The organism is Brevibacterium sp. 91QC2O2 (assembly GCF_024580695.1).
Classification (GTDB): domain Bacteria; phylum Actinomycetota; class Actinomycetes; order Actinomycetales; family Brevibacteriaceae; genus Brevibacterium; species Brevibacterium moorei.
In genome coordinates this window covers 1-16,324 of the sequence record NZ_JANIJY010000014.1, presented here as the reverse complement: position 1 = coordinate 16,324, position 16,324 = coordinate 1, and the positions used below count along the sequence as shown (strand labels likewise).

Annotated in this window: 12 protein-coding genes; 5 read left to right on the top strand and 7 right to left on the bottom strand. The window is 68.3% G+C overall.

Annotation, left to right across the window (positions count from 1 at the left end; genetic code table 11):
* The first annotated feature begins 137 nt into the window (after nt 1–137).
* On the top strand, nt 138–578 hold the full coding sequence (locus tag NQ036_RS10475) for a hypothetical protein (protein ID WP_257049282.1): 441 nt from the start codon (nt 138–140) through the stop codon (nt 576–578).
* An 8-nt stretch (nt 579–586) separates the two neighbouring features.
* On the opposite strand, the gene NQ036_RS10470 is transcribed toward NQ036_RS10475, so the two are convergent.
* From NQ036_RS10470 to NQ036_RS10440, 7 genes are all read right to left on the bottom strand, one after another.
* Nucleotides 587–1,153, bottom strand: coding sequence for a hypothetical protein (locus NQ036_RS10470; protein ID WP_257049280.1), 567 nt, complete (start codon nt 1,151–1,153; stop codon nt 587–589).
* The gene (locus NQ036_RS10465) at nt 1,090–2,634 is read right to left on the bottom strand and encodes a hypothetical protein (protein WP_257058762.1); all 1,545 of its coding nucleotides are present in this window, start codon (nt 2,632–2,634) and stop codon (nt 1,090–1,092) included. Before NQ036_RS10465 ends, NQ036_RS10470 begins: the two co-directional genes overlap by 64 nt.
* Nucleotides 2,631–3,776 (bottom strand): VWA domain-containing protein, encoded by a 1,146-nt coding sequence (locus NQ036_RS10460; RefSeq protein ID WP_257058760.1) that lies wholly within the window; start codon nt 3,774–3,776, stop codon nt 2,631–2,633. Before NQ036_RS10460 ends, NQ036_RS10465 begins: the two co-directional genes overlap by 4 nt.
* The gene (locus NQ036_RS10455; RefSeq protein ID WP_257058758.1) at nt 3,766–6,189 is read right to left on the bottom strand and encodes a DUF5682 family protein; all 2,424 of its coding nucleotides are present in this window, start codon (nt 6,187–6,189) and stop codon (nt 3,766–3,768) included. Before NQ036_RS10455 ends, NQ036_RS10460 begins: the two co-directional genes overlap by 11 nt.
* Before the next feature lie 12 nt (nt 6,190–6,201).
* Nucleotides 6,202–7,299: an AAA family ATPase gene (locus NQ036_RS10450; RefSeq protein WP_257049275.1), complete on the bottom strand. Its 1,098-nt coding sequence runs from the start codon at nt 7,297–7,299 to the stop codon at nt 6,202–6,204.
* A gap of 46 nt (nt 7,300–7,345) precedes the next feature.
* Nucleotides 7,346–10,756, bottom strand: coding sequence for a DUF4132 domain-containing protein (locus NQ036_RS15825; RefSeq protein WP_257058755.1), 3,411 nt, complete (start codon nt 10,754–10,756; stop codon nt 7,346–7,348).
* A gap of 168 nt (nt 10,757–10,924) precedes the next feature.
* Nucleotides 10,925–11,830, bottom strand: coding sequence for a LysR family transcriptional regulator (locus NQ036_RS10440; RefSeq protein WP_257058752.1), 906 nt, complete (start codon nt 11,828–11,830; stop codon nt 10,925–10,927).
* A gap of 96 nt (nt 11,831–11,926) precedes the next feature.
* Here NQ036_RS10440 and NQ036_RS10435 point away from each other — a divergent pair, with 96 nt between their 5' ends.
* The 4 genes from NQ036_RS10435 to NQ036_RS10420 all read left to right on the top strand — a co-directional run bounded on the left by NQ036_RS10435 (nt 11,927) and on the right by NQ036_RS10420 (nt 15,980).
* On the top strand, nt 11,927–13,024 hold the full coding sequence (locus NQ036_RS10435) for a YeiH family protein (protein WP_257049270.1): 1,098 nt from the start codon (nt 11,927–11,929) through the stop codon (nt 13,022–13,024).
* A gap of 65 nt (nt 13,025–13,089) precedes the next feature.
* On the top strand, nt 13,090–13,515 hold the full coding sequence (locus NQ036_RS10430; RefSeq protein WP_257049268.1) for a helix-turn-helix domain-containing protein: 426 nt from the start codon (nt 13,090–13,092) through the stop codon (nt 13,513–13,515).
* A gap of 141 nt (nt 13,516–13,656) precedes the next feature.
* Nucleotides 13,657–15,018 (top strand): MFS transporter, encoded by a 1,362-nt coding sequence (locus NQ036_RS10425; protein WP_257049267.1) that lies wholly within the window; start codon nt 13,657–13,659, stop codon nt 15,016–15,018.
* 128 nt (nt 15,019–15,146) lie between these two features.
* Nucleotides 15,147–15,980, top strand: coding sequence for an L-threonylcarbamoyladenylate synthase (locus tag NQ036_RS10420; protein WP_257049266.1), 834 nt, complete (start codon nt 15,147–15,149; stop codon nt 15,978–15,980).
* Nucleotides 15,981–16,324 lie beyond the last annotated feature (344 nt).

Genomic DNA, 16,324 nt, shown 5'->3' with positions numbered 1-16,324 from the left:
TCGGGCGCGTATCGGCATGGGCCCAGAGGCGACGATCAGGGTCGCTTCGTGACGTATAGCGGGTGCGCGGCCGGACGTGCGGAATCGAGCTGCAGGGCCGATGCGCTCGCCGGTGCGGTGTTCCTAGAGTCGGTGGCATGAACACTGCCAATGGTTCGAATGCCAACGGTTCGAATGCCACCAGCTCGAACAATGTCATCGCCTCCCTGCACTGGCCGCTCATCATCGGACTCGGGGCCCTGGCCCTGCTCAGGCCGGTCCTGCGGATCGTCGCCGAACAGCTCGGCGTTTCCGTCACCCCCGTGGTCCCGATCCTTGCGACCCTGGTGATCTCCGCGGTGTGGATCGCGGTGGTGGGCCTGAGCCGGGTGGCCCATCCCCTGCTCACCCTGGTGTTCACCGGGCTGGCCTATGCGGTCTTCGCGATTGTGCTCAGCGGGGTGCTCTCCCCGATCCTCGACGGCAGGCTGCAGGGGCCGCTGGCCAATCCACTGGCGATCGTGCCGATGCTGGCGACCAATGCGATCTGGGGTCTGCTCGCCGGTGCACTGGCCCTGCTGGTGCGGCGGGCGCGCTGAGACATCCCCTATAGTGCGGCCACCGTCGCCAGGTACAGCAGCTGCGCATCCAACCAGGCCCGCGCGCGGGGCGCCTGCAGGATCCGCAATGCCCGCGCCAGATCGCTCAGCCCCACCTGGTCCAGGTCCCCGGCCAGCCGGTCGATCCGTGCCACGTGGCTCCCTGTCATCCGGTGCAGACCGGCGTGCAGTATTTCGGCGAGGAAATCCCCCACGGCATCGAGCACCCGGTCCAGGGCATCGCCGGCCACCGCACTCCCCCGCCCGGGGTCCGCCCCTGAAACCCCTTGCAGATCCGGGACCACGATCCCCTGCGGGGTGCGCAGGGCCAGGGGATCGATGCGCAGTCGCCCTCCCACGAACCCGAGGACCCCGCTGATCTCCAAACCGCGTTCGGCCTCGGCGGCTTCCGTCAGCGCGGAGGCGACGGCGTCCAGGGCGCCGGGTGCGGCCGCGCGATAGGGGCACGATAGTTCAATCGGGGCGCCCGTTACGTCTTCCAGCTGTGCGGTCAACAGTTGGACACCGGGTCGGTAACCCAGATCCACCACGCGGGCCACGCGCAGCAGGCGCACGGCGGGAGCCGCGAAGCGGGGCGCGACCAGTCGGAAGGGGCGGTCCGCCAGCTCCCGGGCGGCGTCCTCGGCGCGCTCCACCACGAGCCCGCCCGGCATGGCATCCCAGGCCGAGGCCCCGTCGTCACCGTGGATCTGCCGGCCCGCCCGGCAGACAACTGCAGGCGCAGCCCCGCCGTGCGGGTAGCCGATTCGGTGGTCAGGGAGCCGCGGGAGACCTCCCCCAATCGCAGCCCGCCGACCCGGCGCCGGGCCAGGACATCAGGGGCCGGCACCTGGTCCGTCTGATGGGTCGAGGAGGTGCTGAGCACCAGCACGGCACCGGCGTCCGCATCGGCCAGATACACCCGGGTGGTGATGCTCGCCGAGGTCCCCGCCGGGTCGTCTGTGCGGCTCACCCTGGCACCGAGTCCTAAGAACCGGGCGCGGCGCATGGCGGTGCGCGCGGGCTGCCGGGTGCCCAGGATCCGGTCGGCCTCGGTGGGCCTGGCTGGGCCGGCAGTGGCCCTGGCGACCAGCTCGGCCGTCAGCTCCGCGATCCTCCCCGGCGCGTATCCGGCATGGTCGCCGGCATAGGCCTCGAGCTGTTCGGCGAGTTCGTCGAGCACGTCGAGTGGCCACTGGAAACCGCGGGCGGCCAGGGGTGCACGGGCCGCGGCGATCCGCGGGCCCACGTGCCCGGCCAGCATCCGCACGCCCTGATCCACCAGTTCGGTCACGAACTCCAGGGCGGGTTCGAAGGGGGTGCGCAGATCGGTGGCCACCTGTGGGGTTCCCAGGACCACCTCGCGCTTGCCCGGGCCGGGTGGGGCATCGGCCTGTGTTTCGGCCTGGGCCGCCCGGAAGGCCAGGACCGCGAGCGCCACCTGTTCACCGCGCTCGGTCGCGACCACATCCGTATGCGCATAGCCCAGGGCGCCGGGCACCAGGAAGCGCACGGTGGTCGTCGGCAGATCCACCGCGGCGGCGTTGTCCCCGGTGGCAGGCCTGGCGGGATCGGGGACGAGGACTGTGGCGCGCAGCCCCGCGCGCACCCGACGGTGTGCGGCGTCCACCGCGGGCTTGCCCAGGACACGGAGCAGTTCGGCATCGTCGACGTCCGCGGGCGACCACTGCGGGGCCTGCTCGTCCGAGGCCTCCGCGGCCAGGGCGCGCACTGCCAGCACGGTGCCCACCAGGTGACGGCACACCCCGGATGCCGAGCACGAGCAGGTGCCGGCCTCCAGCCCGCCGGAGCCCAAGACCGTGTGGGTGCCGTCGGCGAAGTCCGCGGTGACCGTGTCCGCCTCGTCGATGGCCACCTGTGGGGCCGACTTGGCAAGGTCCTTGGCCGCGCGTTTGACCAGGCCGCGGTTGGCCAGGGCGGCCAGGGCGTCATCGGTCAGCGCCAGGAGATCGGGACGGCGTGCTGTCAGCCGTGCTGCCGGCTGCCCCGCCGGAGATTCCCGCGCCGGGGAGCCTGCCTGTGCGTCCGGGCTCATGAGCGTCCGATCGTATCGGCCAGGAAACCGGCGAGCTCCCCGGGAGTCATCGCGCCGACGTGGGCGCCCAGATCCGCCAACTGCTGCCCCATGAACGGATTGAAGACGGCCCCGGATTCGTCGTTCAGGGCTGCCAGGGCCACCACCTCGGTGCCCTGCCCCACCAGGGAGGCGACCTCGCGGCGCAGTGTGAAGTCGTTGCCGCCCTCGTAGAGATCGCTGATGAGCACGACGATGGCCTGCCGCGGATTGTCGATCAGCCCTGCTGCGTACTGCACCGCCTGGGCGATGTCCGTGCCCCCGCCCAACTGGACCTTCATGAGCAGCTCGACGGGGTCCTCGACGTCGCGGGTCAGGTCGACGACCGTCGTGTCGAAGGCGACCAGGTGGGTGCGGATGCCCGGCAGACCCCACAGGCAGGCGGCCGTGACGGCCGAATGGATGACGGAATCGAGCATGGAGCCGGACTGATCGACCAACAGCACCACCTGCCAGGGCCGCATCCGCTTGGCCGAGCGTGTGGTGAAGTAGGGGCGCTCGATCACGACCTTGCCGGTATCGGGCTGAAAATGGCGCAGATTCGCCCGCAGCGTCCTGCGGATGTCCAGATTCCGCGAGTTCGGGACCCGGGTGGGCGTTCTGCTGCGCGGTCCTGTGAAGGCCTGTCGCACCTCGGTGGCCAGACGCTCCATCAGATCCCGGATCACCCGGTTGACCAGCTGCCTGGCCAGGGCCAGCACCTCCTGGTTCATCAGGTGCTTGGTGGTCAGCACGGCACGCAGCATCGCCTGATTGGGCTCGATGCGCCGCAGCACCTCCGGATTCGTCACCAGGTCGTCGATTCGGAAGCGCTCCACCGCGTCGCGCTCCAGGCGTTCGATCGTGGGGGTGGGGAACAGGCGATGGACCGCACCGATCCACTCCGGGGTGGACAGGGTGGATGCGCCGGCTCCCCCGGTCCGGCCCGCACCGCCGTGGGTTCTACTGCCCGCGCGTCTGATCCCGCGCCGGCCCAGGGACTCGTCGCGGCCGTAGAGCCAGTCCAGGGCGGCATCGCGCGCGGCCGCCCGCTCCCCCAAGTCCCCCAACTCGGATGCGGCCTCGCCCAGGATCAGTCGCCAGCGCTCCAACTCAGCGTCCATCGCCGGCCTCCCCTTCGCCCAGCAGCCCCGCCGCGCCCAGCAAGGCGCGGGCGCGTTCCTGCACGGCAGCGGCCCGCGCCCGTAGTTCCGGTGAGATCCCACTGTCCGCGCCGAGCGCTACCGCCCGGGGATCGTCGCGGCCGTGCAGGCGTGCGGCCAGTCGGCCGATGCGCTCGCGCTCGCGGGGCGGGAACAGGGCGAAGGCCTCTCGCAGGGCGGGCAGGGCGATCAGGAAGGCCTGCGCATCGAAGCCGCAGACCACCTGGTCGACCACCCTCACCACCTCCGGCGAGGCCAGGGACTCATCACGGGCCAGAGCGAACAGGCCGGACAGGAAATCGCCCAGTTCCTGCGGCAGCCCGGCGCCGCGAATCATCCGTGCCGGGTCCTCCGGCGCCTGGCCCAGCGCCCAGGCCAGGCCCAGTCCGGCACCGCGCACGCGGATGGGGGCTGCGGGCGAGGCCGCCAAACGGTGGGCGACCGCCAAGACGGCCTCCCTGCTCGCGGCCTGCTCCTCCTGCGCCCCATGGTTCAGCCGTCCTGCGGTCAGCACAACATCGCGGACGCCGGCCAGGGCGCGCACGGCGGGTTCCGCACCATCGTCACCTCGCACGGCCTCGGCCAGCCACAGGATCCGCGGCACGCACGCCCGAGCGGTGCCGGCCAGGCGCACGGAGCCTGCCGCGCCCAGGTACCCGCCGTTGCGCCACAGGCCCAGGGCCGTTTCCAGCATTCGGGCGAGCCCCTGCAGGTCCGCGCTGGTCCCGATGGCACGGGAGACCAGTTCGAGGAGTTCATCGGTGAGTCCGGCGTGTCCGCACGGCACCGCGTCGAACAGCACCTCGGCGGTGCGGCTCAGGTCGGGGCCGGCCTCCGCCGAGGCCTCGCCGAGTCGCGCGCTCAGAGCGGCCAGCGAGGCGTCGGCCACGCTGGGACCGAAGCCCGAGGCCTCGATCACGGACGGTCCCGCCAACACCCGTTCGCCCAGCTCCCAGACCTCCGTGAGTTCTGGATCCAGGGCCGTTAGCGGGCCGTCGACGCGGTCGATCTGCGCGATGTGCAGAATCCGCAGGCGGTGCAGCAGGCGGGAGCGCTCCAGATCATCCGAATCCACCAGGGACAGTGAATGAGTGCCGGGCGATAGATGCAGAGCCTGCAGTTGAGCCTCGACATCATGCCAGAGAGGGGGCAGAGGCGTATGCGGATCCAGCCGGCCCACCCGGTCCCCGCTGAGTGCGGCCACCATCTCCACGACCACAGGATCCGTGGCCGGGGCCAGGGAGGACCTGCGTGCCCAGGGCAGAGGTGCGTCCAAGGCCGTCTTGAGCAGGGCCGAGGCCAGTCCGTCGAGCACGTCGACACGCGCCGGCACCGGATTGCCGCGCAGCCGGGCCAGGGATTCCGCCATTACCCTGGCCGCTGTCAGATCCGGGGTGGACACGGCCTGATGCCTCTCGCGCAGCCGCGCGGCCACCTGGATCTGCAGGTATTCGGCGGCGGCCCGGGGTCCCGATTCGAAGAGCCGCTGATAGTACGCGGGCGACGGCATGCCGGACCGGTATCCGGCCAGGGAGTCCAGCCGGCGGAAGGAGAAGGGCACCAGGTAACTGCGCGGCGGATCGACATCCGCCGGCGGGGATGGGATTTCGGGCCAGGCGAGCTCCCCTTCGGCTTGCGGCGCCGGTTCGGCGATGAGACGGCGCAGGGCCGGCATGTGGAAGCCCCCGGTGACGACGACGATGTCATCGCCTGTGGCGGATTGCCCCTGGGCATCCTTCGCCTGGGCAGCTTCGGCCCGGGCGGCGCGGATCCATTCGGCCATATAGGCCTCGCGCGCGGTATCGGCGGGGTCTGCCGCGGTATCGCCGCGCAGCCCGGTGAACCACGTGTCCAGCCGCAGAGCCAGGGAATCGGCGCCGGCTTCGGAAGCGGTATCGGGAGCGGCTTCGGGAGCGGTGAAGTCCGGCAGTTCGAAGACGTGGTCCCACAGGGCGTCGACGTCATCGGTGTGGAAGCGTTCGGCCAGGTGTTGCCGGACCCGCGCGTAGCGTCGATCGGCCGGCGCCGGTTCGGAATCGTGTGCCTCCGTTTCCTCGAAGAGCGCCGGGTGCCACACCGGTAGGTCGATGAAGCGCAGCTGTGCCCCGCACGCACGTCCGGTGTTCAACGCCACCCATTCCGGGGAGTACTCGCACAGCGGCGCCCAGCTGGCGTGCAGCCGGTCCGCGGTGTGAAAACCCGTGTAGACGGCGATCGGCAGTTCGTGGTCGAGGAACAACTCGTCGATCCGGTCGTTGAAGTCCGCTGGGCCCTCCACCAGGACGTGGCGAGGCCGCAGCCGGCGGATCACGGCCTCGGCTTCCCCGGCACAAGCCGGGGAATGATGGCGGACCGGCACGAAGACGACGCCCATAAGTCCTCCGGCTCAGCCCGGCAGCAGGCCCCGGGCCGCGTGGAGTGCCTTCCACTGCGGCCCGGACTTCCGGGGCACCTGCTGTTCCAGATAACGGCGCAACCGGGCCATGTCCTCGGGCTCGTCCTTGACCGCGGCACCGGCCAGGGACACCACGACATCGGAGGCGTTCGGGGTGCGTCCGTGCAGATACCAGGCACTGACGCCGGCAGCATGGGCCACCGACACGGCCTCCGCGGTGCTGAGTACTGTGGACATCGGTTCCATCGCCTCGCCGCGTTCGCTCAAACCCGTGCGCAGTTCGCGAAATGCCGTGACCAGCACGTCGAGCACATCGTGATCGGGTACCTGGGGTACCCCTGATTCGGCCAGCAGCCGCCCGGCCTCTTGTTCGACCAGGGCCAATTCCACGGCCGGATCGGCGATCGGGAAAACCGTTTCGAAGGTGAACCGGCGTTTGAGCGCCGCCGACATCTCGTTGACGCCCCGATCGCGGGTATTGGCGGTGGCGATGATGTTGAAGCCCTCGTGTGCATAGGTCATCGTGGGAGCGCCCACCAGCTCCGGAATCGCCACGACCCGCTCCGACAGTAAGGACAGCAGCGAATCCTGTACTTCCAGGGGACAGCGGGTGATCTCCTCGAACCGGACCAGGGCACCGGTGCGCATACCGCGCAGCACCGGGCCGGGGACCAGGGCACGGTCGGTGGGCCCTTCGGAGACCAACAGGGCGTAGTTCCAGGAATAGGAGATCTGGTCCTCCGTGGTCGCCGCCCCACCCTGGATGGTCAGGGTCGAGTCCCCACTGACGGCGGCCGCGATGAGTTCGCTCAACAGGGACTTGGCGGTGCCCGGCTCCCCCACCAACAACAGTCCGCGACTGGTCGCCAGCGTCACCAGGCAGCGTTCGACCAGGGCCACATCGCCGACGAACTTGGGTGAGATCCCGCGTGCGGTGTCCCCGCAGATGAAGTCCCTGGCCGCGGCCAGGCTCATCGTCCAGCCCGGTGGTCTGGGAGCGGAGTCCTCTGCGCGCAGCTGTGCCAGTTCGTCCGCGAAGCGCACCTCGGCGGGTGGCCGCTGGATGTCGGCCGCCGTCTTCCCCGCCACGTCTGTCTCGTCTGTCCTTCCGCCGCCGGTCATGAAATCAACCAGCTCAGGTCGCGCAGCATTTCCGAGGCGAACACCGGGTCCAGGCCCGCCAGGGCCGCCGGGCGCGGTTCCGGTTTGTACCAGGACTGGGTGGACCCGGTGGCGACTGCCGGTGCCAGGGCTGTTCGTTGAAACCGTCTGCTAAGGGCTCCCCCACGACGATGCCCGGGTCCAAGTTCACATAGAGCGAGGAGCCGTCGGGCAGGTCCCGGAGGAATGCGGGCTGGATGCCACCGTCTTCCGGTGCGACCCTGGCCCAGCCCCGCTTCTCCATGGCCAGAATCTTCGTCGTCGCCACGGTGGAGCCGGCGAAGGCCTCGATGATGCCGGTCGACTTGTTCTGTGCGGTGAGTTCGTAGACTTCGCGGCCCAGCTGTTCGAAGGGCTGGAGGATCTCATAGTCGGCGAAGAGTTCGGCCATCTGATCCTGCGTCCCGGAGTCCAGGGTCAGCGGATGGGCCAGCCGCACAGTGGCCTGCTCGGGGAGGACGAACTCATCGTCCTCGGCGTCGGCCAGGGTGCCGTCCTCGGCGACGCGGAATGCCGTGTGGGCGGCATCCTGCGGGTCCGCAGCGGTGACCCACACCAGACGGCGGGCCAGATGGACCATGAAGGGATGTTCGAGGAACAGGGTGGTGAACAGTTCGGCAGTCCATGAGCGCTGTTCGACCATGGCGCGCTCCAGGCGTTCGATTTGTTCCCCGGCCGTGGCACGCACCTCCTTCTTCAGGGTCTTGAACCACTCATAGGCCGGTTCGGCCAGCTCCTCGTCATCCTTGACACCGGGTTTGGGCAGGGTCTTGCGGCGCTGTCCGTCCTGGGAGACGAAGGGCTTGAGCGCCTCGTCGAAGCCCACGGTGAACTGCCGGGGCCCGTAGTCCAGGACACGGGAACCATCGGGGCCCAGATCGAAGTCGGGCACCAGCCTGTCAGCCAGCTCATCCGTGCTCAGCCCCAGACGATCGGCGATCTGGTCGATCATGTCCCGCGCGGTCTCCCGCAGCGCCTTGAACTTGACCTTCTGCGCGATCCTATTCAGATGGGTCAGAGCGGTGTCGGTGCCGATCGCGGTGAGCACCCGGAGGCCCGTCACCGCTCGTTTGTGGGCGGACTCCCCCGGCCAGGCACGGATCAGCGGGGACAACATGTGGACCGTCTCATCGTCGCCGGCCAGACCCTGAGCATCGAGGATCCACCCCTGTTTGGACGGATACCCGGCCAGTTTCCACAGCTCGAACATGCCGCGGGCGAAAGCCGCCAGGGACGCGGGGTCGGTGGTCTCCCGCAGATCGCCCAGGCCCACATAGGGTTCGTCCAGAGTGGACAGGGCGAAAATCGTGAACACATGAGGGATCAGATCTAGTGGGATAGAGGTCCCGGCGCGGGTCGTCAGCTGTGGCAGCGAAGCCGGTGCCAACCAATCCGGCAGTTCCGGCATCCGGGTCGGTAGAGCCTCCAAGGGGTCGGAGTCCAACAGGGTTTCGATCGCGGCCCTGGCCTCCGGACCGTAGGAGTCCGCGGCGGCCAGGATGATGGCCCGGCGGTTCTCCTGGGTGTCTGTGGTGGCGGAGTCGGTAGGTGCAGTGTCCCGCAGCAGCCGGAGTAGGGAATCCTCTGCCTGTTTGCGGACTTTTCCCGCCTTTTCCAGAGCATGGGGGATGAGGCCTGCGGCCGCATCCTGTGGGTGCCGGGCGAACCAGGCGGCGGCCACCGGCCGAACCGATTTCGCCCGGGCCGCGGTGGTGACCATGAACGAGGCGATGCGCGCGCCACCGACCGGCATGAGCACCTGCGCCAGTGTTGTGGGTGTGTCCTGTGCCGCGGTGAAGACGAAGGGCACGATCGGATCCCCGAAACGTGACAGTGCGACACCCATATAGTCCGCCGCATAGGACAGGTTCCGGGGCTGGGGCAGGGAGTCGATGACCGGCAACAGTAGTTCGACCGGCCCGTTGAGCAGGAACATGGGAATGGCATCGTACCAACCGCTCCCGGACATGCAGTCGTCCAGTAGATGCTGCCAGCTTTCGTCATAGTCCTGACCGACCAGGTAGTGGCTGGAGCGGAGCCAGTCCTCCTGTTCACCCGGGAGCCAGTCCAGGTGCATGTCCTGGGGAACGTGTAGATCCTTGATGACCGTGGCCTTGACGCGTTTGCGCTTGACCGTCCACGGTGGGGCGGCCAGGACACGCGGCAGGTCCGCGGGGTCCGCCTCCGGGAGCCGTGGGCGTTCCAAGATCGCCCGGATGCGTGCGGCGGAGGAATCATCGGTGAGTTCGGCCGCCACCTGGGCCGCGACCTCGGGATCCGCCGGGACCCTGACCCCCAGGAGCTGGGCTGCGAACGAGTCCTGTCCAGCCCGCCGTGCCAAGGCCCCCAGTGCCAGGGTGGGGAAACGAGCGGCGAAGTCCAAGAGCGCAGCAGTGGCGGCTCTGGCGGTGTTCTCCCCCGACCTGCGGTCCAGCAGTGCGAGCGCTGCGGCTTCCGTCGGAATGAGTGCCACAAGGTCGCAGCAGGTCTTGATGACTTCGGCCCAGCCGTGCTCGGCATCGATGACCCGCAGGAGTGCGGGCAGTGCGTCCTCCCCCAGTCGTTCGACTGCGGCGGCCAATTCCTCCGGCTGATGTTTGAACTGCCAGACCGGTATGTGTTCGATCAGCTCTATCAGCCGGGCACCGGTGTCCGCGAACTGCAGGGCATGGGGAGCCAGATGTTTGCAGTCGTGCGAGCGGGTCAGGGCCACATCCGCCCAATCGGTGCGTTCGGGAACCAAATAGGCGGCGACGAGCACCTGGAGGAACCTGGGCGATTCGATATAGGGTGCCAGTGCCGCGATGATGACCGCATGGTCCTCCTCCGATACGCCGGCCACGTACGTGCGGAAGCCCTTCAACAACTCTGCTCTCAGGTCCTGTTGAGACTGGAAGAAGCCCGTGCCGGGCGACTCCCGGATAAGTCCCGCCGGTACCCCGAACTGAGTGCCGTAGCTCTCGTACATGCTCAGCGTTTCGACCAATGCGGCGGTGGCCAGGGGCAGGGGATATTCGCCGACCAGGTATTCGACGAAGTACGTGGGGAAGCGGCCTCGCAGGGAATAGCCCAGATGGGAGTCCAATGAGATGATCCGCGCTGCGATTCCCAGAGCGGAATCCGGGTCGGACGACACAATGTCCGGATCCGGGCTGGCCGCGATGTCGTCGGAGACCTGGTCGGCCATATGTGCGAAGGTATTCAGGGTTGCGTCGACGTGTTCCCGTTTGATGGTCATGGCCCGCGCCGGCCGGTGGAGGGTGCGGTCCCGGGGCATGCGCTTGACCCAGGAATCCGGGAGTTCAAGACGCGGTGAGGTGGGCGCCGGCTGTGCCTGCGACTTGCTCGAAGACGCTACGGGGGAGTCCGAACCGATGGTGTCCACGATGGCTCCTATGGGGTAGACGACTGGCGACTGCTGCGAGCTGTGCAGCAGGTGTGATCCACACTACCGGTAGGCCCTGACATGGCCTGTCGGCCAACAGGTTCGGCCCGAAGCGCACGGTCACAGAACCGCACCGGGGTCGGCCGCGCGAGTGCGGACCCCGGGCCCTTAGACGGGCACGCCCAGCACCTCCTGCAGGAAGGCCTGCGCGGCCTCCGTCGGTCGCCGCCCGCGCGCCCACACGACGCGCAGCGGCCGGGTGAGCGCGACCTCGGGCGCGGTCGGCACCACCACCAGCGCGCCGGTGCGCAGCTGTTCGGCCACCGCCCGGCGTGAAATGGCCGCCGGCGCGGCTCCCGTGGCCGCGGCCGTCTTCACCGCCGAAGAACTCGTCAGTTCCGCCGCGACCGAGGCCCCGCCCGGCACCGCGGCATCGATCACCTCGCGTGTGCCAGAACCCCTCTCCCGCACGATCAGCGGCAGCCCGGCCAGATCCGCAGCGCTGAGCGCGGGACCCATGGCCAGGGGGTGGTCCGGCAGCGCCACGATGACCAGATCGTCCCGGTCGAAGGACCGGTAGTGCACCCCGCGCGGGCGCGTCCTGGTCTCCACGAAGCCCAGATCGGCCCGCTCCCCGCGCACCGCGTCCAGCACCTGGCGGGAGTTCTGCATGCGCAGCGTCGGGCGGGTGGTGGGATGGTGCTGCCGGAACCGCAGCAGAATGGGCGGCAGGACGTATTCGGCGATGGTCAGGGACGCACTGATCCGCAACGTGGAACTGGTCCGCCGGTGCAGGGCGGACAGGGTCTCGGTGAGGTTGCGGTAATCGGCCAGCACCTGGGCCGCCAGGCCGGCGACGACCCGGCCATCGGGTCCCAGCCGCGAGCCGCTGGGTGAACGCTGCACGATGTGCACACCCCATTCGGCTTCGAAGGCCTTCACCGCCCTGCTCACATTGGGCTGGGCCATCTGCAGATTCCGGGCGGCGGTACCCAGAGAGGCATGCCCGGACTCGTCCTCCTGGCGGGCCAAGTCGACCAGGATGCGCAGAACTGCGGGATCGGGATCGTGCACGCGCCCATCGTCTCATATGCCCCATATCAATTGCGCATGTCCCAATGCGTGATACCCGGCTAGCGGAGTGAGCACGGGCGGCGCAGACTGAACCCTATGAGTACGCAGACCACTCCCCCGCCCGCACCCGGGTCGAACCCACAGACCACGTCCGCGCTCGCCGCCCGCATGCGGCTCTACGGATCGCGCATCCCCGGACTGGTGGTGTGTGCAGCGGCGATGGGCGTGGCCATGTGGCTCGCCACCCTCATCCCCTATGTGGGCGCGGTGCTCATCGCGATCGTGCTGGGCGTGCTGGTGCGCAATGTGCTGCCGGCGATCCCCGCGGTGCTCCAGCCCGGCATCGACTTCACCGCCAAGACCCTGCTGCGCCTGGGTATCGTGCTGCTGGGCTTCCGCCTGGTCCTCGGCGATGTGCTGGGCCTGGGCTGGGGTGCGATCATCGTCATCGTGGCCGTCGTCGCGATCGGCTTCACCGGCACCGTGGCGATGGGCCGTCTGCTGGGTGTGAACAACGAACTGGGCATGCTCATCGCCGCCGGCTTCTCGATCTGCGGGGCCGCGGCCGTGGCCGGCGCGGAATCCACGATCAAGGCGAAGAAGGAACACGTCACGGCGGCCGTCGCCCTGGTCGTCCTGTTCGGCACCCTGATGATCGCGATCGTGCCCAGCGTCACCGGGCTGCTGCACCTGGACCAGCACACCGCTGGCATGTGGGCGGGGGCCTCGACCCATGAGGTCGCACAGGTCGCCGCGATCGGCGGCATCCTCGGCCCCGAGGCCCTGACCACCGCGACGCTGATGAAACTGGGCCGCGTGGTCCTGCTCGCCCCGCTGATGATGGTGCTGGGCACCGTGGTCGCCCGCGCCGCAGCCAGGGCCCGCGCCCAGTCGCCGGCCGGCGATGGCCTCGGGGCCGAGGCCCCCGGCAAGCGGCCGCCTCTGGTGCCCATGTGGGTGGTCGGCTTCATCGTCGCGGCGCTCATCGCCACCACCGGCCTGCTACCGGTCTGGTTCCAGCACGGCGCCGCCACAGGCCAGACGGTTCTGCTGACCGCAGCGATGTTCGGTCTGGGCTGCGGGGTGCACATCAAGTCGCTCATCGGCCTGGGGTTGAAACCGGTGGCCCTGGCAGCCCTGGCGACCTGCCTGGTCGCCGGCGTGGCCGCACTGGGCATCTGGGTGCTGGTGTAGGCAAGGTCGTGGCGTTTCTGTCCTCACCGGTCCCTTGAGTGGCCCGATCGAGCTGTGCGAAGGCGATGTCATCGTCATTCCGGCCGGATCTGACCCGTTCGATCGCGGACCTGGGTGATCTGTTCTTCGCCGCGGCCCCCGCGGCGGACCTCGCCGCGCTGGTGGGAATGGACGGGTACGGCCTGAGTCGGGCGGTCAAACGCGCCACTGGGCTCAGCCAGCTGGCATGGCGGCAGAACGCCCGGATCGTGCGCGCTCGGCACATGCTGGACCACGGTATGCCCACTTCGAGCCGCCTCGGCCCGCTCCCCCGCTTCCGCTGCACAAACATACAAGGCCGATTCCACCCCCGGGGTGAATACTCGTTTCCGGTCCCGCCAGTGTGGCGGGCATCGAGCGAATGCCACGGAGCCGGGAGCACAGTGGAACAGTTCATCGCAGTGGCCGCCGCGCATTTTCTGGCACTGCTCATTCTCATTCCCGGCACATGATCCGCCTGGCCGGCGGACTCTCTCTGGGATGTCTTCGTGGCGATGGCCCCGGGCAATCGACGCACCCAGTGAATACTGGACTGGTGATATTCATCGTTTCCGGTATCTCGACCCATCCGGAAAAGCAGCCAGAATTGTCGGGTGAGTGAAGTCCCCCGGCCCCTGTCCGACGCCGCCCTACCCAGCGCCACCTCGTCCGACGCCCGGGCGTTCGTTCCACTGTTCTGTTTGTTCATCCTGGGCTGGGGCTCGAACCAGTTCGCACCGCTCCTCCTGTTCTACCCGCGGATCATGCCGTTGGGGCCCGTCGAGGTGCAGATCCTCTTCGTCCTCTACGGCCTCAGCCTCATCCCGATGCTGGTGGTGGGCGGGTGGCTGTCGGACCGGCTGGGCCGCGCGGGAGTCCTCACCATCGCGGTGTTGCTGTGCGCGCTGTCCTCCGCAGTGCTGCTGGCCGGCGGCACAGGGCCGGCTGCGATCGTCTGTGCACGCATCCTGACCGGTGTCGGCTGTGGGATTGGTTTCAGCTCGGCGACTGCCTGGGCCACCGAGCTTCTGCCGGCGCCGCGCGGTTCCCGCCTGTCGATGATCCTCATGACCTCCGGAATGGGTGTGGGACCGCTGTTCATCGGCATCCTGGCCTCCCGGCTGCTGGCCGCCCACGTGCCCGGCCCGCAGATCTGGGTCATGCTCCCCCACCTGTGCCTGGCCCTGGTGGCGCTGGCTCTGCTCGTGTGGCATCGGCGTCGGCTCCGCGGAGCCATGGTGACCCTGCCGGTCGGGGACGCCGTGGCCGAGGCCGCACCTGGCGCAGTGCAGATGTCCGGCGGAACGGCGCCGGGGGCTGGTCCGGGTGGGTCGGTTCCCGGGCCGCCAACCGGTGCGGTCGCCGGCGCACTCGCCGGCGCGGAGGGGCAGCGGGGGCTGCGCGATGGCCGGTTCTGGCGGATCGTCGTCCCGCTGGCCCCATGGACACTGCTGTGCACCGGCGTCCCCCTGGCCGTCCTGCCCAGCGCGGTGGGAGGCGGTGCCGGGATCGATCCTCTGTTGTTCAGCGCATTCCTCACCCCGTTACCGGCCCTGGGTGGATTGTGTGTGCAGCCCGTGGCTGGACATGCGAAGGTCTCACCGCGCGTGCAGGCACCGGTGGCACTGGCCATCGCGGCCTGTGCCCTGGGACTTGCCGTTCTGGCCGTCCGTGCGCAATCCCTGTCGCTGCTCCTGGTTACCTGTTTCGTCTTCGGTCTGGCTCACGGCTTGTGCCAGACCGCCGGACTGCGCATCGTGGCCCAGATCAGTCAGCAGACTCGGCTGGGCCGCAATACCGCGGTGTTCCAGGCCCTGAGCTATGTGGGATTCCTGGCTCCCCTGCCGATTGCGATGCTGGGACAGTACATCGCCCTGTCGCAGATCCTCATGGGAATTCTGCTCTTGGCCGTTCTGATGTGCGGGCTCCTGCTGGTCGCGGCACTGCGTGGTCGGAACGTGGCGCTCAGACCCTGAATCGCTGCGCTCGGCGCGCCGCGGCCCAATGCCCGGCGGCATCAGGCGTCCACTAAGTGGACAGGCCTTGAGACACACCTTCTCAGGCAAATAAGGTAACGGTAACCTAATGATTGAGTGAGGGTGAGATGACGCAGACAAGCGCGCCGAGGTCGGATTCGCAGAGTGCAGAGGTTCCGGATGCGGATACCGGGGTGCCGGTCCACTGGGACGCGGCGGCCGAGGCTCTGGCCGTTGAGCTACTGCGCCGGGAAGGGTGCATCGTGGTCAGCCCGACCAAGGTCGGATACATCATTTTGACCAGCGACAGGATCGGCTTGGAACGGAAGTTCACGGTGAAGAACCGGGCCCGGAACAAGCCGGGCGTCGTTCTGTGCTCATCCATGGACCAGCTGCGCGAGCTGGCGCAGCTGACCGGGGAGGCAGAGGCCTTCTATCGGACCCACTGGGATCAGGATGTTCTGATGGGCTGCATTCTGCCCTGGCGTCCCGAAGCCGCAGAACGCCACCTGGGGCGGGTCGGCGAGTTCGTCACGGATGAGCGCGCGACCAGCTGCTTCGTCGTCCGGTTCGGCCGGCCCGCGGAGAACATCGTGCGGACCCTGTGGGAGAAGGATGGCCGGCTGGTGTTCGCCAGCAGTGCCAATCCGTCCGGCAAGGGCAACCGTGGGCGGATCGAGGGGATCGGGCCGGCGATCGCGGAAAAGGCCGATCTGGTGATCGAGGCCGATGACTATGTCCGTTCGATCCAGCCGAATGAAACAGCGGATACCCGGTATGAACAGGGGGTCATGGTGTCCTTCGTCGACGAGGCCGGCCAGCTGGTTCCTGAGCAACACGGTCAGAGGGGAGTGGAGCCTGTGCCCACCCTGATCCGCAAGGGGCTGGACTTGGGCTCGATCATGGCCAATCTGGCCGCCGCATTCCCCAGCTGGGACTACCGGCAGGGGCAGTACTACTGACTGTGGTGCGTGTCATGTCTGTTCGGTTTGTGGGCCCCACCAAGCGTGTGTATAGTTAACTGTGTTGCCAGGCGGAAAACACTGAAGTAACCGCCAGTCCTTCCCGGACTGTTGAGGGTTAGGTTTTAGAACCGCGGCCTGGTGATACAATCAGATTGAGCATCCCTTCGCGGTGTCCCTATCATTGTCTGTCTTGTGCAGGCGGTTGGGATTACTTGTGTGGGTGTGTGCCTGTTGTTTGAGAACTCAATAGCGTACTTGAATAGTTTTTTTCGTGATGCCAGAACTAAGTAGTACATATTTTCTGGCTGAAAATAATAATGATGGATGATACGAAGAACAAT

Excerpts from the sequence above, each read along its gene's own strand:
- NQ036_RS10460 (WP_257058760.1), bottom strand. The coding sequence starts at position 3,776 with ATGGACGCTGAGTTGGAGCGCTGGCGACTGATCCTGGGCGAGGCCGCA.
- NQ036_RS10430 (WP_257049268.1), top strand. The coding sequence starts at position 13,090 with ATGTCATCGTCATTCCGGCCGGATCTGACCCGTTCGATCGCGGACCTG.
- NQ036_RS10455 (WP_257058758.1), bottom strand. The coding sequence starts at position 6,189 with ATGGGCGTCGTCTTCGTGCCGGTCCGCCATCATTCCCCGGCTTGTGCC.
- NQ036_RS10420 (WP_257049266.1), top strand. The coding sequence starts at position 15,147 with ATGACGCAGACAAGCGCGCCGAGGTCGGATTCGCAGAGTGCAGAGGTT.
- NQ036_RS10465 (WP_257058762.1), bottom strand. The coding sequence starts at position 2,634 with ATGAGCCCGGACGCACAGGCAGGCTCCCCGGCGCGGGAATCTCCGGCG.
- NQ036_RS10435 (WP_257049270.1), top strand. The coding sequence starts at position 11,927 with ATGAGTACGCAGACCACTCCCCCGCCCGCACCCGGGTCGAACCCACAG.
- NQ036_RS10475 (WP_257049282.1), top strand. The coding sequence starts at position 138 with ATGAACACTGCCAATGGTTCGAATGCCAACGGTTCGAATGCCACCAGC.